This is a genomic window from Pedobacter sp. UBA4863, from assembly GCF_002399615.1.
Lineage (GTDB): Bacteria > Bacteroidota > Bacteroidia > Sphingobacteriales > Sphingobacteriaceae > Pedobacter.
The window spans coordinates 155,752-181,237 of the sequence record NZ_DHDZ01000038.1; the positions used below are offsets into that span (position 1 = coordinate 155,752).

General features: G+C 36.7%; 31 protein-coding genes. 15 read left to right on the forward strand and 16 right to left on the reverse strand.

Annotated elements, in window-relative coordinates:
• Positions 1-18: 18 nt before the first annotated feature.
• On the forward strand, positions 19-318 hold the full coding sequence (locus B3I52_RS09835; RefSeq protein WP_293300824.1) for a DUF779 domain-containing protein: 300 nt from the start codon (positions 19-21) through the stop codon (positions 316-318).
• 122 nt (positions 319-440) lie between these two features.
• On the opposite strand, the gene B3I52_RS09840 is transcribed toward B3I52_RS09835, so the two are convergent.
• Positions 441-1,160: a hypothetical protein gene (locus tag B3I52_RS09840; RefSeq protein WP_293300825.1), complete on the reverse strand. Its 720-nt coding sequence runs from the start codon at positions 1,158-1,160 to the stop codon at positions 441-443.
• An 88-nt stretch (positions 1,161-1,248) separates the two neighbouring features.
• On the opposite strand from B3I52_RS09840, the gene B3I52_RS09845 reads away from it, so the two are divergent.
• Complete coding sequence (locus B3I52_RS09845; RefSeq protein WP_293300826.1) at positions 1,249-1,449, forward strand: hypothetical protein; 201 nt, start codon at positions 1,249-1,251, stop codon at positions 1,447-1,449.
• A 6-nt stretch (positions 1,450-1,455) separates the two neighbouring features.
• On the opposite strand, the gene B3I52_RS09850 is transcribed toward B3I52_RS09845, so the two are convergent.
• The 5 genes from B3I52_RS09850 to B3I52_RS09870 form a co-directional block, all read right to left on the reverse strand.
• Entirely contained in the window at positions 1,456-1,857 is a 402-nt protein-coding gene (locus tag B3I52_RS09850) for a thiol-disulfide oxidoreductase DCC family protein (protein WP_293300828.1), read from the reverse strand.
• A 449-nt stretch (positions 1,858-2,306) separates the two neighbouring features.
• Positions 2,307-3,467, reverse strand: a complete 1,161-nt coding sequence (locus B3I52_RS09855) for an ABC transporter permease (RefSeq protein ID WP_293300829.1) — start codon at positions 3,465-3,467, stop codon at positions 2,307-2,309.
• Positions 3,467-4,432, reverse strand: a complete 966-nt coding sequence (locus B3I52_RS09860; RefSeq protein ID WP_293300831.1) for an HlyD family secretion protein — start codon at positions 4,430-4,432, stop codon at positions 3,467-3,469. Before B3I52_RS09860 ends, B3I52_RS09855 begins: the two co-directional genes overlap by 1 nt.
• On the reverse strand, positions 4,433-5,812 hold the full coding sequence (locus tag B3I52_RS09865; protein WP_293300833.1) for a TolC family protein: 1,380 nt from the start codon (positions 5,810-5,812) through the stop codon (positions 4,433-4,435).
• Positions 5,813-5,822: 10 nt separating this feature from the next.
• Complete coding sequence (locus B3I52_RS09870; protein ID WP_293300835.1) at positions 5,823-6,269, reverse strand: MarR family winged helix-turn-helix transcriptional regulator; 447 nt, start codon at positions 6,267-6,269, stop codon at positions 5,823-5,825.
• Positions 6,270-6,739: 470 nt separating this feature from the next.
• On the opposite strand from B3I52_RS09870, the gene pyrR reads away from it, so the two are divergent.
• The 6 genes from pyrR (at position 6,740) to B3I52_RS09900 (ending at position 12,732) form a co-directional block, all read left to right on the forward strand.
• Positions 6,740-7,285, forward strand: coding sequence for a bifunctional pyr operon transcriptional regulator/uracil phosphoribosyltransferase PyrR (gene pyrR / locus B3I52_RS09875; RefSeq protein WP_293300837.1), 546 nt, complete (start codon positions 6,740-6,742; stop codon positions 7,283-7,285).
• A 1-nt stretch (position 7,286) separates the two neighbouring features.
• On the forward strand, positions 7,287-8,219 hold the full coding sequence (locus B3I52_RS09880) for an aspartate carbamoyltransferase catalytic subunit (RefSeq protein WP_293300839.1): 933 nt from the start codon (positions 7,287-7,289) through the stop codon (positions 8,217-8,219).
• Positions 8,220-8,225: 6 nt separating this feature from the next.
• The gene (locus tag B3I52_RS09885) at positions 8,226-8,537 is read left to right on the forward strand and encodes a hypothetical protein (RefSeq protein WP_293300841.1); all 312 of its coding nucleotides are present in this window, start codon (positions 8,226-8,228) and stop codon (positions 8,535-8,537) included.
• A gap of 182 nt (positions 8,538-8,719) precedes the next feature.
• Positions 8,720-9,199, forward strand: a complete 480-nt coding sequence (locus tag B3I52_RS09890) for a c-type cytochrome (protein WP_293300842.1) — start codon at positions 8,720-8,722, stop codon at positions 9,197-9,199.
• 35 nt (positions 9,200-9,234) lie between these two features.
• A complete protein-coding gene (gene nosZ / locus B3I52_RS09895; protein ID WP_293300843.1) occupies positions 9,235-11,208 on the forward strand; it encodes a Sec-dependent nitrous-oxide reductase in 1,974 nt (657 codons plus the stop codon).
• 489 nt (positions 11,209-11,697) lie between these two features.
• Positions 11,698-12,732 (forward strand): Fic family protein, encoded by a 1,035-nt coding sequence (locus B3I52_RS09900; RefSeq protein ID WP_293300845.1) that lies wholly within the window; start codon positions 11,698-11,700, stop codon positions 12,730-12,732.
• A gap of 78 nt (positions 12,733-12,810) precedes the next feature.
• Here the strand turns inward: B3I52_RS09900 and B3I52_RS09905 are convergent, their stop codons facing one another.
• From B3I52_RS09905 to B3I52_RS09915, 3 genes are all read right to left on the reverse strand, one after another.
• A complete protein-coding gene (locus B3I52_RS09905) occupies positions 12,811-14,805 on the reverse strand; it encodes a TonB-dependent receptor plug domain-containing protein (RefSeq protein WP_293300847.1) in 1,995 nt (664 codons plus the stop codon).
• 160 nt (positions 14,806-14,965) lie between these two features.
• Positions 14,966-15,778: a hypothetical protein gene (locus B3I52_RS09910; RefSeq protein ID WP_293300849.1), complete on the reverse strand. Its 813-nt coding sequence runs from the start codon at positions 15,776-15,778 to the stop codon at positions 14,966-14,968.
• A 104-nt stretch (positions 15,779-15,882) separates the two neighbouring features.
• On the reverse strand, positions 15,883-16,194 hold the full coding sequence (locus B3I52_RS09915) for a hypothetical protein (RefSeq protein ID WP_293300851.1): 312 nt from the start codon (positions 16,192-16,194) through the stop codon (positions 15,883-15,885).
• Positions 16,195-16,414: 220 nt separating this feature from the next.
• On the opposite strand from B3I52_RS09915, the gene B3I52_RS09920 reads away from it, so the two are divergent.
• Genes B3I52_RS09920 through B3I52_RS09945 form a run of 6 tightly spaced genes read left to right on the forward strand, consistent with a single transcriptional unit; the run spans position 16,415 to position 20,564 of the window.
• On the forward strand, positions 16,415-16,996 hold the full coding sequence (locus tag B3I52_RS09920) for a hypothetical protein (RefSeq protein ID WP_293300853.1): 582 nt from the start codon (positions 16,415-16,417) through the stop codon (positions 16,994-16,996).
• Position 16,997: 1 nt separating this feature from the next.
• Positions 16,998-17,471 (forward strand): nitrous oxide reductase accessory protein NosL, encoded by a 474-nt coding sequence (locus B3I52_RS09925; RefSeq protein WP_293300855.1) that lies wholly within the window; start codon positions 16,998-17,000, stop codon positions 17,469-17,471.
• A complete protein-coding gene (locus tag B3I52_RS09930; protein ID WP_293300857.1) occupies positions 17,452-18,705 on the forward strand; it encodes a nitrous oxide reductase family maturation protein NosD in 1,254 nt (417 codons plus the stop codon). Before B3I52_RS09925 ends, B3I52_RS09930 begins: the two co-directional genes overlap by 20 nt.
• Positions 18,702-19,412 (forward strand): ABC transporter ATP-binding protein, encoded by a 711-nt coding sequence (locus B3I52_RS09935; RefSeq protein WP_293300859.1) that lies wholly within the window; start codon positions 18,702-18,704, stop codon positions 19,410-19,412. The genes B3I52_RS09930 and B3I52_RS09935 overlap by 4 nt, the downstream gene beginning before the upstream one ends.
• Positions 19,409-20,176 carry an ABC transporter permease gene (locus tag B3I52_RS09940; protein ID WP_293300861.1) on the forward strand — a complete coding sequence of 256 codons (768 nt, stop codon included), beginning with the start codon at positions 19,409-19,411 and terminating at the stop codon, positions 20,174-20,176. The genes B3I52_RS09935 and B3I52_RS09940 overlap by 4 nt, the downstream gene beginning before the upstream one ends.
• A gap of 22 nt (positions 20,177-20,198) precedes the next feature.
• Entirely contained in the window at positions 20,199-20,564 is a 366-nt protein-coding gene (locus B3I52_RS09945) for a group III truncated hemoglobin (RefSeq protein ID WP_293300863.1), read from the forward strand.
• 132 nt (positions 20,565-20,696) lie between these two features.
• Here B3I52_RS09945 and B3I52_RS09950 read toward each other — a convergent pair whose 3' ends face one another.
• The 7 genes from B3I52_RS09950 to B3I52_RS09980 form a co-directional block, all read right to left on the reverse strand.
• The gene (locus B3I52_RS09950) at positions 20,697-20,831 is read right to left on the reverse strand and encodes a hypothetical protein (RefSeq protein WP_293300865.1); all 135 of its coding nucleotides are present in this window, start codon (positions 20,829-20,831) and stop codon (positions 20,697-20,699) included.
• Positions 20,831-20,956 (reverse strand): hypothetical protein, encoded by a 126-nt coding sequence (locus tag B3I52_RS09955; protein WP_293300867.1) that lies wholly within the window; start codon positions 20,954-20,956, stop codon positions 20,831-20,833. Before B3I52_RS09955 ends, B3I52_RS09950 begins: the two co-directional genes overlap by 1 nt.
• A gap of 138 nt (positions 20,957-21,094) precedes the next feature.
• Positions 21,095-22,300, reverse strand: a complete 1,206-nt coding sequence (locus B3I52_RS09960) for a hypothetical protein (protein ID WP_293300868.1) — start codon at positions 22,298-22,300, stop codon at positions 21,095-21,097.
• Positions 22,301-22,304: 4 nt separating this feature from the next.
• Positions 22,305-22,901 carry a Crp/Fnr family transcriptional regulator gene (locus B3I52_RS09965; protein WP_293300870.1) on the reverse strand — a complete coding sequence of 199 codons (597 nt, stop codon included), beginning with the start codon at positions 22,899-22,901 and terminating at the stop codon, positions 22,305-22,307.
• A gap of 115 nt (positions 22,902-23,016) precedes the next feature.
• Positions 23,017-23,532 carry an azurin gene (locus tag B3I52_RS09970; protein WP_293300872.1) on the reverse strand — a complete coding sequence of 172 codons (516 nt, stop codon included), beginning with the start codon at positions 23,530-23,532 and terminating at the stop codon, positions 23,017-23,019.
• 24 nt (positions 23,533-23,556) lie between these two features.
• Positions 23,557-24,288, reverse strand: coding sequence for an iron-sulfur cluster repair di-iron protein (gene ric / locus B3I52_RS09975; RefSeq protein ID WP_293300874.1), 732 nt, complete (start codon positions 24,286-24,288; stop codon positions 23,557-23,559).
• A gap of 71 nt (positions 24,289-24,359) precedes the next feature.
• On the reverse strand, positions 24,360-24,791 hold the full coding sequence (locus B3I52_RS09980; protein ID WP_293300876.1) for an RrF2 family transcriptional regulator: 432 nt from the start codon (positions 24,789-24,791) through the stop codon (positions 24,360-24,362).
• 341 nt (positions 24,792-25,132) lie between these two features.
• Between B3I52_RS09980 and B3I52_RS09985 the strand changes: the two genes are divergently transcribed.
• Positions 25,133-25,279, forward strand: coding sequence for a hypothetical protein (locus B3I52_RS09985; protein ID WP_293300877.1), 147 nt, complete (start codon positions 25,133-25,135; stop codon positions 25,277-25,279).
• Positions 25,280-25,486 lie beyond the last annotated feature (207 nt).

Genomic DNA, 25,486 nt, shown 5'->3' on the forward strand with positions numbered 1-25,486 from the left:
GCACAACATGGCGATTTAATGTTTTATCAGGCTGGTGGTTGCTGCGAAGGCACACAACCGCAATGTTTCCAAAAAGGAGGCTTTTACGTACGCATGCACGACGTATGTATTGGTACAGTAGAAGATTGCGAATTTTGGATAGACAAAGATTTATTCGAATACTGGAAATTTTCTCATTTTACTCTAGATGTATTAGACGGTTTTGGCGTAGGCGGTTTTTCTTTAGAAACTCCTCTTGGCAAAACATTTAAAATACATTACAGATTATTTACCGAAGACGAGCTAAATAATTTAACACCTATAACCACAGCAAAATAATTCTTAGTTTATAGTTTGGTTTGATTAGCTAGTAAGCCGTTAGGCTTGCTGGCTTTTTTACATTAAAACGCCCTCAACTTTAGCAAATTGAAGGCGTTTTACATTTATTACTTTGCAAAAGATTATTCAGAACCAGCCGTGTCTAAAGCTTTTTCGCTCAAGATATTTTCAGAAACATCGTTTTGTTTGATTGCTCTTTTTTGGCAAGTTTTACAGAGTTCAGAAAGACCTTTCTTTTCGAATGATTCTTTAACTGTACCGCTAGAAATACTATCTCGGCCTTTAATGTGCTGACAATCTTCGTAAATATGGTATTTATTTCCTTCACGTGTCCAATATACTAGATCGTTATTTAAATTAATTTTCTTCAGCACATCGGTTTGCTCATTAATTTCTTTAGTATATTTTTCTATAGATGGCGGATTGAAATCTACGCCTGTAATACCAGCAACCAACATTGCAATTACTGCCGCAGCACCGGCAATCCCTTTTGTTTTACCGCTTGCATTTTTATTAGTGAATATAAAAATAACCATTGGCAGAAATGCCAACACTCCTAAAATGGCCCCTAATTGGTTTTGTATAAAAAACTTTACTTTGTCTTGCTCTGATGCCGGATCTAAACGATTAGCTTTTTTCCACAGCCAAGAACCCACAATGGTTAAAATTAAGATAACTACAATGGCAACAACTAGCCAAACCAACGTTTCATCTTGTATTAATTTTAAAATGGCAAAAACTTGTCCAGCCATAGCTACAAACCACGCTAAAAGTGCAAAAAGACGTAATTGCTTTGCTTGTGCTTTACTTTCGGCACTCGCTTGAAATACTTTCTCGGTCATATTTTTAATTTGTTTTTAAGGTATGCTAAATATACTTAGTTTTTTACCATTAAAAAATCTAATATTTGAACATCAATTTATTTTAGTAATGATACGTAAAATTTTAGCAGTTGCCGTAACCCTAATTACCTTGTTAATTATTAAGGAAACCATTTTTATTTTTACCACAGAGCAAGCAGATATTGTTGCGAATGGCAAAAGTTTAAAAATAGCTAGCGTAAGCATTTGTATTCCGCTAATTATTTTATGCTCATGGCTGTGGAGCCCAAAAAACAACAACCCACAGTAATTTGCTTTAACCTAAAAATTTACTTTTTAAATCGGGCGTTGGCACCCAGCAACTTTCTTTTTTGCCAAACCATTTGTATCTGTTTTTGGCAATTAGCGCATAAATAGCATCTCTAATAAAACGTGGTATAATAATTAATGTGTACAATAACGGCCATAAACCTGCTAATTTTTTGGCCACCTTTAAAGCTGCGGTAGATTTTTTATAGATCTTTCCGTTTTCTAAAAGTATAAAACTAGCGCCTTCATTAATATTTATAAGATTTTCGGGCAATTGCATTTTAGCAAATTCACTTTGTAAAGCAGCAAACTTAAAGTAGTTTTCACGATCGTGAGTAATAACAAACTGTACTGAGCTATTGCACAAATTACAAACACCATCGAAAAAAATTACTGGGCTATTTACCATGCTGCAAGTTAGTTAATCTGATTTAATATTAAATTTACCCGTAGTGCACTATCCATAAAACAATAAATAATTGATATACAAATATTTGTAGATCAAGCTTAAATCCTCCCCCTTCCCCCTCCAAGAGGGGCATATTCAAATCGCATAGTTATACGCCATGCGTCCCCCTTTGGAAAGGGGGATAACTAATTAAATCAATAATACACTAGGTGTTAAATTTATAAAAGCTATTACCTACAAGAAAACTTGCCTTTTGTTCGTTCTTGAATTTAACTTCTGATATTTAGAAACTATTTAAATTTCTTATTCATAAAACACAGGTATCATGTTTAGCCTGTCGGAACATTCCTCGATAGATCGTCTTCAACTACTTGTTCCGGTTTATCGGAAAGCTTAGATTGACAAATAAAAATTTTCACCGAAATTTAAACAGTTTATTAAATCCAAACCTAGTGAGCTGCCTTGAGCATCTTTTTCTTTTTATAAGCTAAAGCAGCATATGAAAGCACAAAACCAACAACCGTAATAATTAGCAGTTTAAGTACATAAGGATAAATCAGCGCTATTGGCCCATTTTCTATAATTAACATCCTAAAAATGGATAAAAAGTGGGTTAGCGGAATAACCGATGCAATGTATTGTATCCACGCTGGCATTTCACTTAATGGCCAAGTAAAACCCGATAAGATAAAGCTTGGCGTAGCAATTACCATTAAAACTTCGGTTGCTTTTAATTGGTTTGGAATTAATAAACTCACCAAAATACCTATAAAACTAACCGACAACACAAACAAGCCAGCGGCTAAGGTAAGCGTACCCAAGTTTTCGTAAAAAGGTATTTTAAACCACCAAGTAAAAAACCAGTAGATTAACCAAACACCAAAGCTCATCATTAAGTAAGGTATTACTTTAACCATAATTAGTTTAAAGGTAGATGCGGTTTTAGTCACCAAAATACCAAAAGTTCCTTTTTCAAATTCTGAAGCAAAAGACAAAGCAAGTCCAAGCATTAACACCTGCTGCAAAACCGTGGCCAATATACCTGGCCACAAAAAGTACATATAGTTGGTAGCACGGTTGTTCTTTTTAATAAAAGTGGTTTTAAATGGCTCATAATGGCTCATCAATAAGTTTTCTGGAACGCCCTGTTTGCGTAACGTTTCTAATTGTGTACCAACTTTAAGTGTACCTAAACAAACCTGTAATGCTGTAGAGGCATAGTTAGCCGTAAGTATATTAGCTGTATTTACAATAGTAGTAATTTCTGGGTATTTCTTAGTAAGCACTGCCTTTTCAAATCCTTCGGGAATAATTACGATACATACGGCTTCGTTTTCAAAAGCGAGGTTAGTAAGATTATCTTCATTAGGTAGCAACGCCGAAATACTTAATACTTCGTTATCTTCCATCATTTGCAAAGCCTTTTTACTCATTTTACTTTGGTCTTTATCAACTACTACAATAGGCAAATTGGTTACTTTACCTTTGTTATACACATAGCCAAGCAAAACACCGTACATAATGGGTGCACCGATAAAAAGAATACGCAGTACGCTGTTATTCCAAAATAGCGCAAACTCACGTTTTAATAGTTCTAAAAAAACTTTCATTATCTTTTAGTTATGGTAACCGTAGATTTGATTAAGATGTCGGCAGTGTCATTAGCTTGTTTAGGTATTACCGTAATTTCATAAAGAGCATCTTGCATATTGTAATCGGGATAAGCAGTAGCAATGTTAGCATAAGCACCAATTTGTTTAATATTTCTAATTACGCCAACTACTTTTTTGTTTTTTAAATAAGGTATGGCAACCTCTATATCTTCGCCTTTCTTATATTTACTTAAACTGCTTTCTGGTATTGTAAAACGGAAATAAGTAGTTTCATTTAACGAGCCAGTAAACAATGTATAACCAGGCAAAGCCAACTCTCCAACCTTTAATGTAATGGTTGCTATCGTCATATCTTGTGGTGCAATTACATATTTTTCGTTCTCGGCAGTTTTTACTTCTAGCAAAGCGCCTTGTGCCCTATCTTTTTGCCCCAAGGCCATGGTTTGTTGCTCTATGCGCAATCCATTTTTTACATCGGCAATTTCTGCTTCAACAGCTGTATATTGTGCCAAAGCACCTTGATATTTAGCAAAAACCTCGTCGTACTGTTGTTGTGGCACTAATGAATCTATAACCATTGCCTCGATACGTTTAAGTGATTTTTTCGCAAATTCGTACTGTTCTTTTAAGGCCAGTTTTTTCGCATTTAACTGTTTTAACTGGTTTGCTGTTGCTCCATGCACACTCATTTCATATTGAGCGTCTGCAGATTTTACTGCCCCTTCGGCTTGCGCTTTCTTAGCCTCTACTTCAGGAATATCTAGCACAGCCAGGGTATCGCCTGCTTTAACTAAATCACCTTCGTTTACATATATTTTAGCTATACGACCAGCAATTTTGCCAACTATAGCTAGTTCATCTCTTTCTACCTTACCTTGTATAAGGTGATCTGTACTGTTTTTTGGCCTGCAAGATGCCAAAGTAAGCATCCCGAACAGGATAAAAGTATATTTCTTCATCATTTATTTTACTTGAATTGAGTTTTGTAAATTTCCAGTAGCCGAAATGGTTTCTAAGGCTAGTTTGCGTTGTTCGACAATGCTATTAATTTTCGTTAACGAAACCTGATAAATATCTGTTTCTACAGTTAAACGTTCTGTTACGTTTATCAATCCGGTACTGTATTGCTTTTGAGCGATTAACAAATTGTTCTGTGCTATTTTCTCCCGTTGCACCGCAATATCTATTTGCCTCAACAGCGTTTCGTATTGTACATTGTTGTTTTGCAATTGCAACTGTACTTTCTCTTTAGCATCGGCCAGTTTATTTTCTATCTGTTGGATATTAATTTTAGTCTCATCTATCTTATGTTTACGTTCGAAACCACTAAAAATATCCCATTTTAGGGCTACACCAGCAAATAAGTTAGGATGAAGCGTTGCGCTGTTCAGTTTCATTGAATAGTTATGCTGACTAATTGGCCCGGTGAAACTAGTTTTAGCATCAAATACAGAGGCATAGCTATAACTTCCAAAAGCACCAACTACAGGCAAAAAACTCCCTTTCTCTTTCTTTAACAAAAACTGATAAGCAGTTTTGAAGTTTTCTAAAGCTTTTATCTCGGCTCTATTAGTGGTTGTTAATGGTTCTAAAAGCACAATAGGCTCTAGCTGATAAATTACACTATCTATTTGCGCAGGGCTATAATGAGTTAGCATGTTTAATTTCTGATAAAGCACCTTACGTTTACCCTCTAACTCTATTTTTTTTGAGGCCAACTCTAAAACCGCCAGCTTAATCTTATCTCTATCGTATGGGATAGCTAAACCATTAGCAATTGCCTTCTCCACTCGTTCTTTTTCTTTGTTTAAACGCAGTTCGCTTTCATTTACCAATTTTTCAGCTTGACATAACAAACGAACTTGATCAAAAGAGTAGATCACATCTCTAATTACCGAGTCTTTTTTAGGAGAGGCCAAATACATTACACCTTGTTTTTTAGCCGCTACCGCTTTAGCTCCGTTAGTAATTTGTCCGCCAGTAAAAAGCGCCATTTTTGCCGTTACCCCACCAAAGAAAAGATTACCCTTGTTTTTGAATTGCTGTTCTCCAGCAAACAAAGGAACGCTGATAATTGGCAAAGCCATGGCAGGTATGTCTAGCCCCAACGTATTGTTAAAATAGCCGTAAGTTGCTACCGAACTAAGCGTTGGCACATACTTATTTAACACACTTTTATGCGCTAGCGCTAATTTTTCTACCTCTAAATGGTGGTTGGCTAGCTCTTTATCTTCGGCAATTGCCACATCTATTGCTCGCTTTAATGTTTCGGAAACGTAAAATTGTTGTGCCTGCAAGCGTGGCAGCCCCACAGCCAAACAAAACACTATATTAAAAATCATCCTTCTCATATTATAAAACACCTATATTATTGTAGATTTTATTAAATACGTCTTTCATTGTATTAATTTCTTGCGATGTTAGGCCATGGGTTAATTCGGCCAAAGCAGCTTCGGCTACCGGCATTACTTTTTTTTCCATTTCCAAGCCCTTATTGGTAAGAAATATAAGGTTAAGCCTACGGTCTTTAAAATCGGGCCGCCGTTGTATATAAGCATCTCTTTCCAAATTATCTAATAGCCTAGTCATACTCGGCTTATCTTTCCCTGTGGCATCTGCTATAATTTGTTGCGAAATACCATCCTTCACCCATAACTGCATAAGCACCGTCCATTGCTCTTTAGTAAGCGAAATATCATTTTGTTTAAACTTATAGGTAAGGAAACGACTCGCATACATAAACAACTTACCTCCAAGTAAGTTGTATTGGTCTTCTAATGAAATAAATTTAGTTATCATAACAATAGTTGCACAAACAACTACAAATCATATGCCAATATTTCTTTAGCAATAGAAACACCAAAAATACACATTAAACAATGTGCTATTTCCCTTCAAATTTAAAAGCAAATTTGAAATTATTTCCTTTGGCGTCACCATTTTTTAGTAATTTAGATTTACTTTCTATTTAAGGGTAATTCATCCTAAAAACAATCCTTCCACTATCTTAAAAGTCCGCCTCAAGTCCACCTTAACTCTACCTCAAGTCCACGTTAAGTCCACCATAACAGGTGTGTTCATAGTATGTTACTAGTGTGTTACTGCTATACACCTGTATATAGCTAGCCACAGTACCTGTCGCGATTTTGGAGACACACAAATTGTTAGTGGCACTGTACAGGAACAATTATGCTAAGCTTTCCAACAAATTCAACATTACAACTTTCCAACCTTAAAACATTTCCCTATATTTGCGCAATCAAAGTGCAATGCAAAAGAGAACTCTACTCAGCGGTCAAAAACTTCAGATCACAATTAAGCGACTTTGTCATCAGCTAATTGAGAACCATATCGATTTTAGTAATACTGTTTTAATTGGCATACAACCCCGAGGCATTTTCTTTGCCGACAGGGTTCACCAAGAACTATCGGATATACTTAAAACAGATACTATACAAAAAGGGAATCTAGATATTACCTTTTTTAGAGACGATTTTAGGCGTAAAGATGGAATTGTTACGGCAAGTAGCAATACTATAGATTTTATTATTGAAGGCAAGCAGGTAATTTTAATAGACGATGTGCTATGGACTGGCCGTACCATACGTGCCGCCATGGATGCGCTTTTAGCCTACGGACGTCCCGAAAATGTAGAATTAATGGTATTAATAGACCGCAGGTTTTCTAGGCATTTGCCCATTGAAGCGAACTACATTGGCCTACAAGTAGATTCAGTAGATTCGCAAAAAGTAAAAGTAAGCTGGAAAGAGAACGACGGCGAAGACAAAGTAACTTTATTATCAGAAAAACAGTAAAATGGCAGCAGACAAACTATCAACCCGACATCTTTTAGGCATTAAAGACATTAACCTGAATGATATTGAATTGATTTTCGAAACTGCCGATAATTTTAAAGAAGTAATTAACCGCCCTATTAAAAAGGTGCCTTCTTTAAGAGACATTACCATCGCAAATATCTTCTTCGAAAATTCTACCCGTACCAAACTATCGTTCGAACTAGCCGAAAAAAGGCTTTCTGCCGATGTGGTTAATTTTGCAGCTTCTTCCTCATCAGTTAGCAAAGGCGAAACGTTAATAGATACCGTAAACAATATTTTGGCCATGAAAGTAGATATGGTGGTGATGCGCCATCCATACGCCGGTGCAGGCCAGTTTTTAAGTCGCCATATTAACGCCCAAATAGTAAATGCAGGCGATGGCGCACATGAACATCCTACCCAAGCGCTGTTAGATGCTTTTTCTATCCGCGAAAAGCTAGGCGATGTAGCAGGCAAAAAAGTAGTGATTGTAGGCGATATCCTGCATTCTCGTGTAGCTATATCGAACATTCTTTGTTTGCAAAAGCTTGGTGCAGAAGTAATGGTTTGCGGCCCTACTACCCTAATTCCAAAACATATTGGCGCATTAGGCGTTAAAGTAGAGCACGATTTAATTAAAGCACTAAATTGGTGCGATGTGGCTAATATGCTACGTATCCAATTAGAGCGAATGGATATTAAATACTTCCCCACTGGAAGAGAATACTCGATGATGTACGGGCTAAACAAGCAAATACTGGATAATTTGGACAAAGAGATTATTGTGATGCATCCGGGTCCAATAAATAGAGGGGTAGAAATTACCAGCGATGTTGCCGACAGCAAACAATCTATAATTCTTAACCAAGTAGAAAATGGCGTAGCCGTAAGAATGGCCGTTCTTTATCTTTTGGCCAGCCAGAATGATTAATAAAATATGACACCTCAAGAAAAACAGTTTGTTAACTATTGGTCTGAGAAACGAAAACAATGGCGCTGGAAAAAACACAGCTACAGGACTTTTATTACCGTGGTGTTACCCATTGCCATTTTAATAGATCTGGTAAATTATTTTATTATTGGCGATACCACTTATGATTTTTTCAGTTTTGGCCACTTTTTCGTTTTCCTACTCAATTTAATTGTACTTTCTATTTTAATTATTTTAGGTTCTGGCTTAATTAACTGGAACTATAATGAAAGTAAATATTGGAACATTCTTAGAAAAAGCACCAACAAGCTGCAATAACAGCCTTTTAGGTTCTCTTTATTAACAACTGACAACCAGTCGCTTAAAAAAACAAGCCTTCTTTTTAGAAAATAATAGAATGATATTCGTCATTTCTGATGAATAATAAATAGGAATATGATTTGAATCATAAATAACATCGTGTAACCAAAGTAATTTTGAGTTAACAAAACGATTATAGTATGAAAAATAAAATCATTATTCCAGTATGCCTATTAGCTGCTCTTTTTATAGGTGCTTGTGGTGGCGGTGGCAACCAGCAATCTTCAGAAACTGAAAAAACTAGTACAGCACCCGCAGATAACTCTACCTACGACCCTACTCGTGGCGAAGGAAAATTTGACGCAAATAATTTCACCGTTGGTGCATTAGATGCAGCATTGGCCGAAAAAGGCAGTACCATTGCAAATACCAAATGTTTTTCTTGTCATAAAACTACCGACGAAAAATTGGTTGGACCAGGATGGAAAGGTGTTACCGAAAGAAGAGCTCCGCACTGGTTAATGAATTTCATTACCAACCCCGACCCAATGATAGATAAAGACCCAGAAGTACAAGCACAACTTGAATTATGCTTGGTACGTATGCCTAATCAAAACCTTACAGAAGATGAGGCAAAATCTATCGTAGAGTTCATGCGAAAAAATGATGGTGCAAAATAACCAACTAATTTATACATCAATTAATTCTTAAAAATATGATCAGTAAAAGACTTGCAGTAGGTTTGCTAGCAATAGCGGCCCTACAATTAGGTTCTTGTAAGCCCAAAGGCGCAGGCAGTGCCGTAAGTGGCGATGCCGCCGCCAAAACTTATGTAGCACCTGGCAAATACGATGAGTTTTATAATTTCGTATCGGGTGGCTTTAGCGGACAGCTAAGTGTTTATGGTTTGCCAAGCGGACGTTTATTACGTGTAATTCCAGTGTTTTCTGTAGATCCGGAGAAAGGCTGGGGCTATAGCGAAGAAACTAAGCCCATGTTAAATACTTCGCATGGTTTTGTGCCTTGGGACGACTTACACCACGTAGAAATGTCTATGAATGATGGCGTAGCCGATGGAAAATGGGTTTTTGTAAACGGAAACAACACCCCTCGCTTAGCACGTATAGATTTAACTACTTTCCGTACTGCCGAAATTATAGAGTTGCCCAACAGTGCGGGCAATCATAGCTCTCCATTTGGCACCGAAAACTCTGAATACATTGTAGCTGGTACACGTTTCAGCGTTCCGGAAGATGGCGATAAAGGCGATGTGCCTATTGATACCTATAAAGAAAACTTTAAAGGGCACATCAGCTTTGTAAGTGTAGATAAAAACAACGGCGAGATGAACCTTGCGTTTCAGTTAAAAACTCCAGGTATTAACTTCGACCTTGCACGTGCTGGCAAAGGTAAATCTGCCGGATGGTTCTTTTTCAGTTGCTACAATACAGAACAGGCCAACACTTTGTTAGAAGTAAATGCTTCGCAAAAAGATAAAGATTTTATCATGGCCGTAAACTGGAAAAAAGCAGAAGAGTATGTAAAAGCTGGTAAAGGCAAAAAACAAAAGGTAAAATATGCTCACAATAAATTCAACGAAGAAACACATACTGCTACTTCTACCATGAAAAATGAAGTAACCGTATTGGATGTTACCGAGTTTCCAGATTTAGTATATTTTATTCCATGCCCTAAATCGCCACACGGCACCGATGTTGACCCAACCGGAGAATACATTGTTGGCAGTGGTAAATTGGCTGCTTTATTACCAGTATTTAGCTACGATAAAATTCAAAAAGCAATTGCGGGCAAAGCTTTCGAGAAAGAAAAATATGCTGGTTTACCAGTAATTAAATACGAAGCTGCACTTTATGGCGAAGTACAAAAACCAGGCTTGGGCCCATTACATACCGAGTTTGATGCGAAAGGAAATGCTTATACTTCTTTCTTTGTATCATCAGAAATAGTGAAATGGAACATTAAAGATCTAAAAATCTTAGACCGTCAGCCTACTTATTATTCTGTAGGTCACTTAATGGTTCCTGGTGGTAACACTAAAAAACCATTTGGTAAATATTTAGTAGCTTATAACAAAATTACCAAAGACCGTTATTTACCTACTGGCCCAGAGTTATCTCAAAGTGCACAGTTGTTTGATATTAGTGGCGATAAAATGGAGCTGATCTTAGATTTTCCAACTATTGGCGAACCGCATTATGCACAGGCCGTTCCAGCAGAACTACTCAAAGACAAACAATTAAAAATCTTTGATATTAATAAAAACAAGCACCCTTATGCTACTAAATCTGAAAGCGAAGCTAGAGTTGAGCGTAAAGGCAACCAAGTACATGTTTACCTTACTTCTATCCGTTCTCACTTTGCCCCAGATAATATAGAAGGTGTTAAACTTGGAGACGAGGTATATTTCCACGTAACCAACCTAGAGCAAGACTGGGATGTGCCACACGGCTTTGGTGTTAAAGGAGCTAACAATGGCGAATTACTGATTATGCCAGGAGAAACACTGACCTTAAAATGGGTGCCAGACCGTATTGGAATGTTCCCAATTTACTGTACAGACTTCTGTTCTGCCCTACACCAAGAAATGTCTGGATACGTAAGGGTATCGCCTAAAAACAGTAACGTCCCTATTAAGTTTGGCTTGGGCGATAAAAAATCTGCGAAATAAGAACAAAACCAAATTTGAACATAAGTGAAAGCGGCACTGCCTATCGGCATGCCGCTTTTTTTTGCGTTGAAGCGTAATGCGATATACTAAGACACAACTGCAAAAAAAGAGCTTGCGTCTTTCTACCTTTTCCGCCCGGTTGATAAACATAAAACCTCTTTCATTCTCTAATAGCTAATTAAAGAGAGTTCAAAAGAAGAAAGATACTTTAAGAGTTGGAGATAGTGTGATTGCATAAACTTAACTAAAGTTAATTATTTTTAAATTTGACTGTTTTACAGTAAATAATCAAAAAGCAAAACAAACTTTTTAAAACCCATAAACCACATTTACAAAAACATTTCTCCCCATTCTTGGCAATCGTTAACTTAAAAACCTATATAATTCCCTGTAGTTATAGCTCACTTATTATTAAAATATAGCTCATTTTATCCTAATATTGAGCTATATTTGTTATTGTATTGAGCTATAAATTAAGTATGTTAATGTATGGAACAAAAAAACAAAGTACTCCAATATATAAAAGAGCATCCTGCAAGTTCCTCAAGTGAGATACATAAAGGCTTAGGTTTAGAAATCGGATACGCCTCCCTAAAGCGAATGTTGTCAAAACTTGTTACAGCCAAAATGGTGGTTGCTAAAGGGAAATTAAAAGGCACAAAATATTTTATAAGCCCTTCTTATGAAATAATTTACCCAATTAACATAGATGAATATTTCAAAAAAGAGGTAGATGAAAGGCGAATACTTAACCTTTTCAATTTAGCATTAATTCCAAATATACTGAACGATATTCAGCTCTTTACCGATACAGAAGAAAATCAGTTGCAGTTACTACAACATCGGTTTAAGGAGAATGTTGCCCATTTATCAGACGTAGCATATAATAAAGAGCTCGACCGACTTGCTATTGACCTAAGTTGGAAATCTTCTCAGATAGAGGGAAATACCTATTCGCTTTTGGAAACCGAACGCCTGTTAAAGGAAAAAGAAACAGCTGCTGGCAAACCAAAAGACGATGCAACCATGTTACTGAATCACAAAGAAGCTATTAACTTTATAATAGCAACCCCAGATTATGTTGTTCCATTGGGTATTTCGGGAATAGAGGACATTCACAGCATCCTGATTAAAGATCTCGGTGTTGAGCGTAATATTAGGCAAAGGCGGGTGGGGATATCCGGAACCAACTATGTACCTCTTGATAACGAACATCAGATTAGGGACGCATTGAACGAAATGTGTAAATTGGTGAACAACAAAAATAATGTTTTTGAAAAAGCATTATTAACCCTTGTCCTTCTATCTTATATCCAGCCTTTTGTGGATGGAAATAAGCGTACGGCACGTATAATTAGTAATGCGGTATTAATTGCACATGGTTACTGCCCATTGTCGTTCAGAACAGTCGACTCCATAGCATATAAGAAAGCAATGCTTTTGTTCTACGAGCAGAATAACATAAGCGCACTAAAAGATATGTTTAAAGAACAGTATGAATTTGCAGTAAACACTTATTTTTAATTTGGTCGCTCTTTACTATAACAAACAACTCGAATTTAACCTGCTTATAGATAGGATAACCCAGTATGTTGAGAAGTTCTAAAACCCATAAACCACATTTACAAAAACATTTCTCCCCATTCTCGGCACCCTGTTCCAATCGGCAAAAGTACTGTAATAACGGTCTAAAAGGTTTTCTACCCCTGCTTTTAAAACCAGCTTTTGTTTGGCAAAATCAAACTGTTTAGCTACTGCTATATTGAAAACCGTATAAGCTCCGGCAGGTGTTTCGCCAAAAGCGGGGCTATATTTTGTCTGTGCCAATGCGCCATCCATTCCTATTTCTGCAATATATTTTTGGTACTGATATTTTAAGGTTGCACCATAACCAAAAGGTTGTATTTGTGGCAGGTTTAAATTTCCAGAACTGCCTTTTCGGTAAATCATCTTACCCGTCCATTGCAATCCATCGGCAATTGGAGAGCCAAACAATACACTTGCATTAAAAATGGTGGCCGCTGGCAATTGTCCATATATTTTTATACCGTTTGCGCCAATGGTCATCGGGATATAATCGGGACGACTGATACCGATGATGTAATTAAAAATCCTGAAATAATTGGTTTGTGCCTTTATAAAAAACATTGGAGTGGTAAACGATGCCGAAGCATTAAACTCTAAAGATTTTTCATTGACCATGTGGGGATTGCCCATATAATCGTATTTATCAGAACTGTTAAACAAATAAAAGCCATACCCTTCAGATACTGATGGAGCCCTCTCACCATAACCTGTACCAAAACTTAGCTGCCATTTTTGCTTATTATAGTTCATTTTAATTGCACCATTTTTTAGCCATCGGGCTTTGCTACGCTGCATTTGCGGATAAAAAATCTTTAAACTCTCGTAACCAAAATTGCTTTCTACGTAATTATAATGCAATGCCGAACCTAAAGTAAACAAGGCGTTCCAGTGTTCATTTATATGAAATTTATCTTCCAAAAACAAACCGTTGTACAAAGTTTGTAGGCCTGGCCAGGTAAGCATAAACATATCTTTTTCGTTGGGATCATTAGAAAACATGGTCATTTCCGCCACCGATTTGTTATAATGTCCCGAGAGGTTTGCCGTCCATGTATGGTGGCTTAGTTCACCACTTAGTTTTGAGTAATAACCGGCAGTTTTTGTCCATCCGGGCATATCCATTCTAATGGGTACAATGGGGCGTTTGGTATCGTCCATAATATGTGTAACCTCATTGTAATACAGCTTGGTTTGCCAATAATCGGCTACTGCCCGCTCCAAATGTCGGTCGTACTGCACAGAAGTTATCAAGGCTTTCGCCAAAGAAACATCCATCGGCAATGCCGGATAACCTACATTTAATGCCCTATCGTAAATAATTGAAGCAGTAAGTTGTTGATGTGTATCTATTTTATAGCCGCTTATGGCCGATAAATTGTATTTGGTAAATTGCGAATACAGCACCTCCTTGCCACCACCTGCTTTGTAATTGTTGGCATCTCGATAGGTAATATCAACATCGGTAAAAAAATTTTCTGAACTATATTGTAATGCTGATCCTGCTATTTTTTGCAAGTTGGAGGTTTCTATCCCGCTAAAAACACTGCCTCTAAAAGCTTTATTACCAAAGCCAGATTGTCGCCTTACCAAATCAACACTACCTGCAATGGTAGCTCCATTTGCAGCGCCAGACTGCCCACTATGGATATTGGCCCGGCTAAGGTTGGTAATTTCCACGTAAGAAGTTACTGGATCCATTTTGTCGGTACATGCGCCATAAATACGCATCCCATCAATAGTAACTACCGAACGCTCTGTAGCCATGCCGTTAAGCAGTGGCTCCCAAGCGTAAGCACCACGTTTTATCATATTTATGGCACTATTTGATTCCAAGTAACTATCTAGCGAAGATAGCACCTTAACTTTTTTATTGGCAACGTGCTGTTGGCCAACAATTACCACGCTAGATAATTGTATCTGCTTTAAACTATCAATTGGGTTTTCTTGCTGGGCATAAACGCTAAAAGGCGCCAATATAAATACGAATGTATATTTTGAAAATCTTTTCATAAGGATGTAAATAAGGTTATGAAGCACCAAGTTGGTCGTCATTTCGACAATGAGTTTACGAGGAGGAGAAATCTTTAAGTTCAATAGTACTTCAAAACAGATTTCTCCCTACGGCCGAAATGATGATATAACTTAGTTTGAATAAGATGATAGTAATTGTTTAAAACTCTACCTCGAAATAAATCGAACTGCTTTCATTAGTACCGCTTACTTCTTCGCCCTTAACAATAGTTCCAATTGCATTGGCCAGTTGCAAATTAATTTTCCAATAACCTGTCATAGTAAGACTAAGTTTGCCATAATAGGTTTTGTCTGCACCACTTTGGGTCAAGTGTACATTATTTGGCGAACCATGATTGCCCATACCTGGCATACGTGGATCTATTTTTAGGGTATAGCCATCCATTATTGGGAACGTTAGCATATCCTGCATTTTAAATATCATGGCCTGCATATCGTTTGTAGCTACTTTTGGATTTTTGGGAGCTACCATGGCAATGATATATCTAACATTGTCTGTACCAACAAATGATACCAGATTACGTTTTGCGGCTTCGGTAACTTCTATTTTGGTGTTAGCGCTATATGCCGTATTACCAATGGTATAATCAAAATTCAGTTCCCAATATTCATTGGCATTGCCAGCCATTTGAAAAACAAGATACCCCTCGTAAAGTGCTGTTTTGCCCGCAACTTTGCCAATGGTTGAATACGGGCAGGCATGTTGCATACTCATCATGTGCATTAAAGGGCGCCAACTCACTTGGGCATTATCTATCAGACTGCCATCAGTATTTTTTAGCTGAAGAAAAATTTTGTTGTAGCCTACTTGCAGTTTGCCATTTTCAGTATATAAATTAATGTTATGCGTACCATTGGTAATGGTTTTTACCAAAGTTAGGTTAGCTGTTTCGTCGGTATTATTGATGTTGCTATCTTTTTTGCAAGACATAGCAAAGATTACCAGTATCATTATACCAGTATATTTTAGAAAGTTCATTGTACTTTTTTTAAAGTGATCGATAAGAAATTAGGTTGGTCGGCACAAAAGCACCAGACACATTTACCAGTTTAGAATCAGCTTAAAAATTGTGGTGGTTTATCATCTCTAAAAAAGTATAGATGGGTGTAATGATTGGTAAGCAGAGCCGACAAAGTGGAGTGAGGTGTTGCAAAAAGTGTCATACAATCGGCCATATCATTATATTGAAAAAACCAAAGTACTTCTTTTTGTAAATTTAACAACACCTTTTCGGCTTCCTCTTTTTGCTGTTCCTTGGCTATTTTTGCCAATTGGCACTTGCCATTACACTTTAAAAGTGGCTTCGCTTTATTCTCACAAAAAAGCGAAATAAAAGCGTCAGTATTTAACATATAAAAGGCATACATAGTACTATTTTTGGCAATGCAAAATAGCATTACAAAAAGTAAAAGAAAAGCCACTGACCTGCGTAATACCAACATTTTAACCTGATAGATCTTACTAACGAAGGCAAATCTAAGGCTATTATTCAAATAATAATATGATTGAAATCATAATTCCTTACTAGGCCAGTTAATACCTTTGTACTATACTAGTCGATACAGGCTATAAATCACATATTTAATCATGGAAAATAACTCTATTACTCCGTTTTCAAAAATACTTTTAATCACTGCGGCTGTTTTTTTAGTGATTTCGCTATTTGTGCCTATTTGGAGCATTTATCTCGATGCGCCACAATATCCCGAAGGTTTAAGTTTAAAGATATGGGCGAATAAAATTGCCGGCGATGTGGATATTATTAATGGGCTAAACCATTACATCGGGATGAAAACTTTACATACTGAAGATTTTATTGAATTTACTATACTACCCTACATTATTACCTTTTATGCACTATTGTTTTTACTAACCGCTAAAATAGCTAGCAGAAAAATGCTATACTATGTACTGGGTGCTTTTGTACTGTTTGGCGTTGTAGCCATGGTAGATTTTTGGTTATGGGAGTACGATTATGGACATAACCTCGATCCCAATGCAGCGATTAAAGTGCCTGGCATGGCGTATCAGCCTCCACTTATAGGCTTTAAACAACTGCTCAATTTCGGTGCCTATTCCATTCCCAATATTGGCGGTTGGTTATTTGTAGCAGCAGGAGTATTATTAGTTATCGCTTCATTTATGGAAATAAAAAAAGTTCGTAAATAATATGAAAAACACTATTTCAATCCTACTTACGGTTGTTTTATTTTTTATCTCTTGCGGAAATGAAGGCCCAGAACCAATCAATTACAACCGTGATGCCTGCGAATTTTGCAAGATGACCATTTCAGAAAGTCGTTTTGCGGCCCAGCTTATTACGGTTAAAGGTAGAGTTTACAAGTTTGATGATTTACAATGTTTATTGCAGTACGACCAGACCAACAAAGAAGTACCAGTAAAGAACTATTATATCGCAAATTTCTCGGCAAACAAAGCGCTAATAGATGCTAAAAGTGCCTACTTTGTAAAAAGCGAAACCCTGCGTAGCCCAATGGGCGGCAATGTAGCTGCATTTGCTGAGCAAAAAACTGCGGCAGCCTATGCCAGTAAAAATCAAACAGATATTGTTGAATGGAAAGATTTAAACAACACTGTTCAAACTGAAGGAGGGCATAAACACGATGAAATGCAGCATCATTAAATATTGTTTTCTATTATTCATTACGTGCTTGTTTACAAATGAATATGGCTATGCTACTACCATTTACGTAGGCAAAAACAAGGCCTATGCACAAATTAAAAAAGCATTGGCCGCTAGTAAAAACGGAGATACCATTATGGTAACCAGCGGACTTTATAAAGAAGGCAATATCATTATAGACAAGTCTGTAGTTCTTTTAGGTGAAAACTACCCCATACTTGATGGTGAGTTAAAACATGAAATTCTTTCGATAAAAAGCAGTAATGTTAGCATTAATGGTTTTCGCATCCAAAATTCTGGACGAACAACCATGAGCGATCCGGGCGGCATCAAAATTTACGATGCTAAGAATGTAACTATTGAAAAGAACATCCTTATCAACAACTATTTTGGTATTTACCTACAATATGCCGTTAACTGTGTTATTAAGAACAATGTAATTAGTGCCTCGCAAAAAGAGGAAAACCGATCTGGAAATGGCGTTCACTGCTGGAAAAGCGACAGTTTACAAGTGATTGGCAACAAAATAGAAGGTCATCGCGATGGTATTTATTTCGAGTTTGTAACCCATTCTGTAATTTGGAGAAACATTGCAAAATATAACCTACGCTACGGACTGCACTTTATGTTTTCGCACAACAACGCCTACATTACCAACTACTTTAAAAACAATGGTGCTGGTGTAGCCGTAATGTTCACCAAAAAAGTAACCATGATGAACAATACTTTTGAAGAAAACTGGGGCGATGCCGCTTATGGGGTTTTATTTAAAGAACTAAGCGATTGCTATCTTTCTGGAAACAGGTTTATTAGAAATACCACAGGTATATTTTTAGATGGCAGTAACCGTATTAAAGCAGAACGAAACTTATTTTTAAATAATGGCTGGGGTATGCGTTTGCAGGCCAATTGCATGGATAACCTTATTGCCCATAATGATTTTATAGGCAATACCTTTGATGTAACCACCAACGGTTCGTTAACACTTAACGAGTTTTACCAAAACTACTGGGACAAATATGAAGGTTATGATTTAGATAAAGATAAAGTAGGCGACGTACCTTATCATCCACTCAGTTTATATGCCGTAATTGTAGAAAAAAACCCACCAGCAATGTTATTGTACCGCAGCTTTATGATTAGCCTTTTAGATAAGTCTGAAAAAATACTGCCCAGTTTAACACCAGAAAACTTTATAGATAACAAACCTAGAATGAGCCCCTATAACCTATGATTGAAGTAAAGAATATATCGAAGAATTTTGGTAAGCTTAAAGCATTAGACAACCTTAATTTACAGCTTAACAAAGGAGAATGTATAGCTCTCATAGGCCCAAACGGGTGCGGCAAAACCACCTTAATAAAAGCCATACTAGGCATGGTTTTACCCAGTGGTGGCGATATTATTTTTGATGGCAAAAATATTAAAGACAATACCGAATACAGAGCTAATATTGGCTATATGCCCCAAATTGGACGCTATCCAGAAAACATGAGCATTGGACAAGTGCTAGATATGATCAAAGGTATTCGTAACCATAGCCAGCAGCTAGACACCGATTTGTATGAGCAGTTTGCCCTCGCAAAAATGCTAGATAAAAAAATGCGGACTTTAAGTGGCGGAACCACACAAAAAGTTAGTGCAACTTTAGCTTTCTTGTTTAAGCCACAAGTACTTATTTTAGACGAACCTACTGCCGGTCTCGACCCTATTGCTTCAGAAATACTCAAAGCAAAAATAATAGAAGCAAAAAACAATGGCTGCCTTATTCTCATCACTTCACATTTGTTAAGCGAGCTAGAAGACATCGTAAGTCAAATTATTTTTATGCAAGAAGGCCAACTCATTTTACACAAAAATGTAGAAGACCTTAAAACCACCACCGGGCAACAAACTATTGCACGCTCTATTGTACACCTTTTAAAAACGGCAACCGTATGATTCGAATATTAAAATATGTAGCACTAGATATTCTTAAGAACAAAATCATTATAGCTTATGCCATTATGCTTGCCCTGTTCTCTTGGAGTTCATTTGGTTTAGAAGACAATGCTTCAAAAGGTTTGTTAACCGTATTAAATATTGTGTTGCTTACCGTTCCTTTAATGTCCATTCTATTTGCTACCATCTATATTTATAACAGTGGCGAGTTTATTGAACTATTGGTAAGCCACCCGGTAAAACGTAGCAAAATTTGGAAAGCTCTCTTTACTGGCCTATCTGTTAGCATGATTGCGGCCTATGTTATTGGTGCGGGCATTCCCTTATTAATTTTCACCAATTGGGACATTGCATTAATGATGATCGCCGTAGGCTCCTTATTATCCGTCATATTTGTGGCATTGGCATTCTTAAGCAGCATTATTACCCGAGACAAAGCCAAGGGTATTGGTACCTCCATTATGTTATGGCTATATTTTGCCTTACTGTTCGATGGACTAGTTTTGTTCCTTTTCTTTCAGTTTGCCGATTATCCCATTGAAAAAGTAATAGTGTTTTTAAGCGCATTAAGTCCAATAGACCTTTCTCGTATTTTAATTTTATTAAGATTAGATGTATCGGCAATGTTGGGTTATACCGGAGCTGTATTTAAAAATTCATTTGGTAGCGATTGGGGACTAGTAGTTTCATTCTTATTGTTATCTCTTTGGATACTATTACCATTCTATATATCATTGAGAAAATTCAGAAAAAAAGATTTGTAATGACCTGTTAAAAATTTCAAAAATGCGTTCCGATATTTTAAATAAAGAAGATATTGAGCTAGTTGTAAAAACATTTTACGAAAAGATAAAAGCAGACAATGAAATTGGCTTTTTCTTTTCTAAAGTGGTAGCTATGAACTGGGAGCAACATATCCCAAAAATGTGTGCTTTTTGGGAAAACGTACTGTTTTTTACTGGAGAATATGAGGGAAACCCGCTCATTGCGCATCGTAAAATTAACCAACAATACACCACTACAACAGCACACTTTAATAAATGGATCTTGTTGTTTGATGAAACCATAAATGAATTATTTTCAGGTGCTAATGCAGAAAAAATGAAAGCACATGCCAAGTCTATTGCGGCAGTAATGTTGCAGAAAATATAAATAATTGGCTTATTAAATGAAAAATATAGCCATACCTACACCACATAGCTTTACAAAGAATGATTTCTGAATAAAAAACTAAAGCATGAGCCATCATCTATTGTTAATTATCCACTTAATTTCGGCCTCCATTTAGGTTGGCGGACACTTGTACATCGCTATTGCTATTTTACCCAAAGCATTATCTACTAAAAACTGTACGGAATTATTGCTAAGCGAGAAACGTTTCGAACCCATTGGGATAACGGCTTTACTCCTACTAGGCATTACTGGTTATGAATAGCCTTGCAATTAGGCATTAAGCTAGACCTATGGTTTTCTTTCTCATCGCCCATAGAACGTGTAACCTCTATAAAACTGTTGCTATTACTCTGCACTTTATTACTTGCCATAAGCGCACAAAAAAGAGTTATTCCCAAGCTAAAAAATCAACCTAAAAAAATAATAGAAATGTCCGCACACATTATTACGGTAACATTAATTGGAGTAGCCATGCTAATACTCGGCTCTTTTGTCAGGTATGGCGGCATTTAACTTTCCAGCTCGCTACGCTGATAAATATTTACACAAAACATACTTATTGCTCCTGTTAACAATACTATGGCCGCACCAAACAACAGTTCGTTAATGTAGGGAATTGGGAAATAAACAAAAGAGGCAATGCCCTGAACGCCCAAAAACAGTTCATTAAACAACACTCCTGCTAAAAACACAAATGCCGCTAGTTTTGCTCCTTTAGAAGATGTAATTATCTTCTGTTTAAACATAAATCCTAATAAAAATATACTATAAACGCCAAGTAATACCAAATGCAAATAGGCTATTACAATTGGGCGAAACCCAAAAACAAGCTCGCTTAAAGAGCGGATAACAGAAACTGCCTGTAAACTAAACTTTAAAGTTAATGCCGCAGCCGAAATATAGAAAAATAGGCTCATCCATGTATCGTGCCGCTGTTTTAAATATTTCCAGAGCTTAAATGCTAAGGCCAACCAGGCAAACAATTGTATTAAAGTGGTTAAAACAGTAATAATGTACAACCAATTTGGCAGTTTTGCCCATAATATAGAAAGGAAAAAAGTGGGTATTATAGTAAAAATAAAGAAGTTAAAATATTTGCCCAACGAAATAGATGGCAAGTAGTTTGCCACCAAGGCCATGCTCCCGAAGAAAAACCAACCATTGTATTGAAAATGCAGATAATAATAAACCGAGCCAAGGTAAAAGTTATGATCGATGTTTTTTGTAGCCATCATATAGGCCAAAAACAAAGGGCCAAGTGCCGACAATACATTTAACAATAACCCCGCCGTACTCCAACATTTGGCTGGGTGTGATTTTGGTAAGAACCGTTGGTCTTTAATAAACACAAAAGCATAAGCCACAGCTACGAAAATAGAAAGCGTAGAGAAAGTTATGGATATTGCTTTGTAGCCTTGCACCGTAAAAGCAATTAACATACCGAAAGAGAAGATCAGGTTTAAAGCCAAAAGCACATGGTATTTCCGTTTCCTTGCCTGTTCTAAATGCGGAAAAACAATTAACATTAAACCTGCATACAATAATTGGCTTATCCAACCGCTAAAAGCAAAATGAGAATGGGCATGCAGTAAGTTCTTTTGGTTTAAAAAAGGAAAATCGAAAGCAATTTTATAGCGCATTACCGCACCGTAGAGAGCTACCAAAGCTAAATTTAGCAAGCCCCAAACAAACCATTTTTTCACACTGTTATTCATTAAATTAATAATACAGCTTGTGATTAATTATCTTAACTTTCCCATCCTTGCTCATTCTCGATAGGGTTCTAATCACTGTTTCTACCCTTAAACCTGTAAAATCTGCAATTTGTTGCCTGGTATAAGGTAAGAGTTGCTCACTATTGCAATCGCCCATGGCAAATGATTTAGTATTCGATAGAAATTGCTTAATTTTATCTTCGGGCGTTTGCTGAACCCATACTCGCATAGATGCCGACTTATTATAAATTCGCTCGGCAAAACAATACATCATTTTGCGCATAAATTCTGGATAATCATTTAGAAGATTAAAAAAATGCTCTTTCTTAATTTTAATGATCACACTATCGGTATTTGCTTGTGCTGTACTCGGATAAATTTTATCTAACAACAAAGGAGGCTCACCAAAGCTTTGCCCAGCAGTAAAAACTCCCTGTGTCAACTCCTTGCCTTCGGCATTGGCAGAGTATAACCTCACCTCTCCAGAAATAAGCTGATAATAATAATAGGGCACCGTATCTTCATAAAAAATGAATTCTCCTTTAACAAATTTTCTAGCTACGGCACCGTAGGTAATTAAAATATCGTAATCTATTTGCATAGGCAACGGTTTTAATAAAAATCGCTATTGCGAGACTGCAAAACAATCTCAAACGACCATTATGCAAGCTTGCAATAACGATGAAGATAGCCTTTAATTCTGAAAAAAGCTAATTTTATTCTACAATGAAAGTACCTTTCATTAACGCCGAGTGCCCTGGAAACGAACATAAAAATTCGTAGCTTCCTTTGGCTGGCGCTGTAAATTCAATTGTATCCGATTCGCCACCACCCAAAAGCTTGGTATGTACAATAATATCTTTTTCGCTACCCGCAGGAATATAGTCTGTACTTTGAGCCCCCATGGCTTTACTTGCAAAATCGGTTAGAGAAACACCAGCCGCCAACAATACAAAATTATGGCCCATGGCCGTTTTAGCCATCTTGCCCGTATGTGTTAATGTTAATTTAACCGTCTGACCTTCCTTCACTTTAATTTCCGAAAGATCAAATTTCATATCGTCACCTGCATTTAGCGAGATTACCATTTCATTGGCATCTTGGGTTGCCGGAGCAGTTTCTTCAACCGGTGCAGTGGTTGAGGTTTCTGTTTCTTGGCCTTGTTTTTCATTACTTGTGCAGCTGGCAACTGTAAAAATCCCAGCTACTAAAAAATACATTACTTTTTTCATTTCTATTACTTTTATACTTAAAAATTAAACTGTTGCAATATGATTTTTACCCTTACTTTTAGCTTCCATTGCTATTGCTCTAGGAAACATAATGTTATTTTCGATATGGATATGTAAGTGCAAATCTTCTTCGAACTCTTTTAAAAGTGCATAAGTTACACGATAAGTATTACAAGCATCGGCAGGTGGCGTATAGTTCGCTGTTAAAGCGGCAATTCTTCTAAAACGCTCGCCCTCATTAGTATGTTCGTGCATCATCATATTAATTGGATTTTGAACACTTCCAAATGGAGCCTCTACAGGTTCTCCCATAGCTATCTTTCTAACAAATGGGAAAAGAATTTGTTCTTCTTTTTGCATGTGTGCAGTTAATTCTTCTACACAACCCCTAAACAAGTCTAGTACTTCTAGTAACTCTGGATGTTTTTGACCGTGCACATGGGCTACTTTATTTAAGAAAGGCACAATTTCTACTATTTTTTCTTCTACGTACCTATGATGTTTCTTTTCTACATAATCTGCTAATAGATCTAATGGCCAAGAGTTATAATCGGCTACGGCACTGCTGTTTTTATTGGTAACTTCGGTCAAGGTTTCGATAATAACCGCAGGATCTATATTTTTTTTTGCACAAGCATCTCCTATCGTTTTATTGCCGGCACAGCAAAAATCTATTCCTTCTTTTTTAAATACTGATGCGGCTCGGTAATCTTTTGCTACCAACTCGCCTACAATGGTTTGTTCTGTAATTTTCATCGTTGCTTAATTAAATCGTTAATAATTCATAAGGATATTAATACCTTTTTATCTTTTATTGGTTTAAATTTTTATCTTTTCAAAAAGGTTAGGCGCTGTTCTAATTCTTCAGACAGCTCGCCTACCTTGGCGTTTTCTAGCATTAATTTTATTTCTCCTCTTACCTTTTTAAACTGGTTGTGAATTGGGCAGGGACGGTCTTCCGAGCATTGTTTCAAGCCTAGCCCGCAGCCAGTAAAAATCTTATCGCCGTCAATAGCCCTTACTACATCAGCCAACGATTTTTCTAAAGATTGCGCATCGTGATAAAACCCGCCAGTGGGGCCTTTGGCAGATTGTACCAAGTCTTTCTTACCCAAATCTTGCAAGATTTTAGCGATAAAATGCTCGGGAGAATCTATCCCTTGAGCAATTTCTTTAATACCTACCCTATTGCCAGTTTTAGACTTTTGGGCGATATAGATCATTGCTCTAATAGCATATTCGCAGGTTTTTGAAAACATTGATAATTATTTATACCACAAAGTAAATGTATTTCTAAATAAAAGACAAAAATATCTTTTATTTATTTGTTTGAGGAGTGTCATATTGAGGTTAGTTGTAAAAGGATGATTTAAACGTAGCTATATCTGTCTTTTTAAAATATATGCATAAAGCGGACAGACGTTGATTGGACACAATCAAAAGTTATCTTCATTGCGCCACAGTTCACAAACTATCAGCGAGGAGCCATAAATTTTAAAGACTTACCTATTGAACTTTGGGAGTTAACAATAACATTTTCTGCGACATTGTATTACAGGGGAAGGCTTAAAAATATTTGTAAAACCTCAAAAGTGGCGACTTGCAAGACCAAAAGAAAATTGCAAGAGATGTTTCTAACATTGGGCATTGGGGAAATGGTTCATATGAAATTAAACTGACAGCCTTGGACGACATTGATTATATTATTAGTTTACTGAAACAATTATTAAGAAAAAACAAAGAATAAATGTGCATAACATTGGCAACTGTGGCAAAACTTCAAGTTTCACATAAAATCGAGACAAAACGACCTATTTTAAGCCCCTATATATAAATTATTTTGGCAACAACCGACCATTGCTATTGCATAGCTAATTGACTTGTAAAAAACGGTAAAAACAGCAATTTTTCGGCACAGTATAAGCCTGATGCGGTAAATATACGATTTATTCGC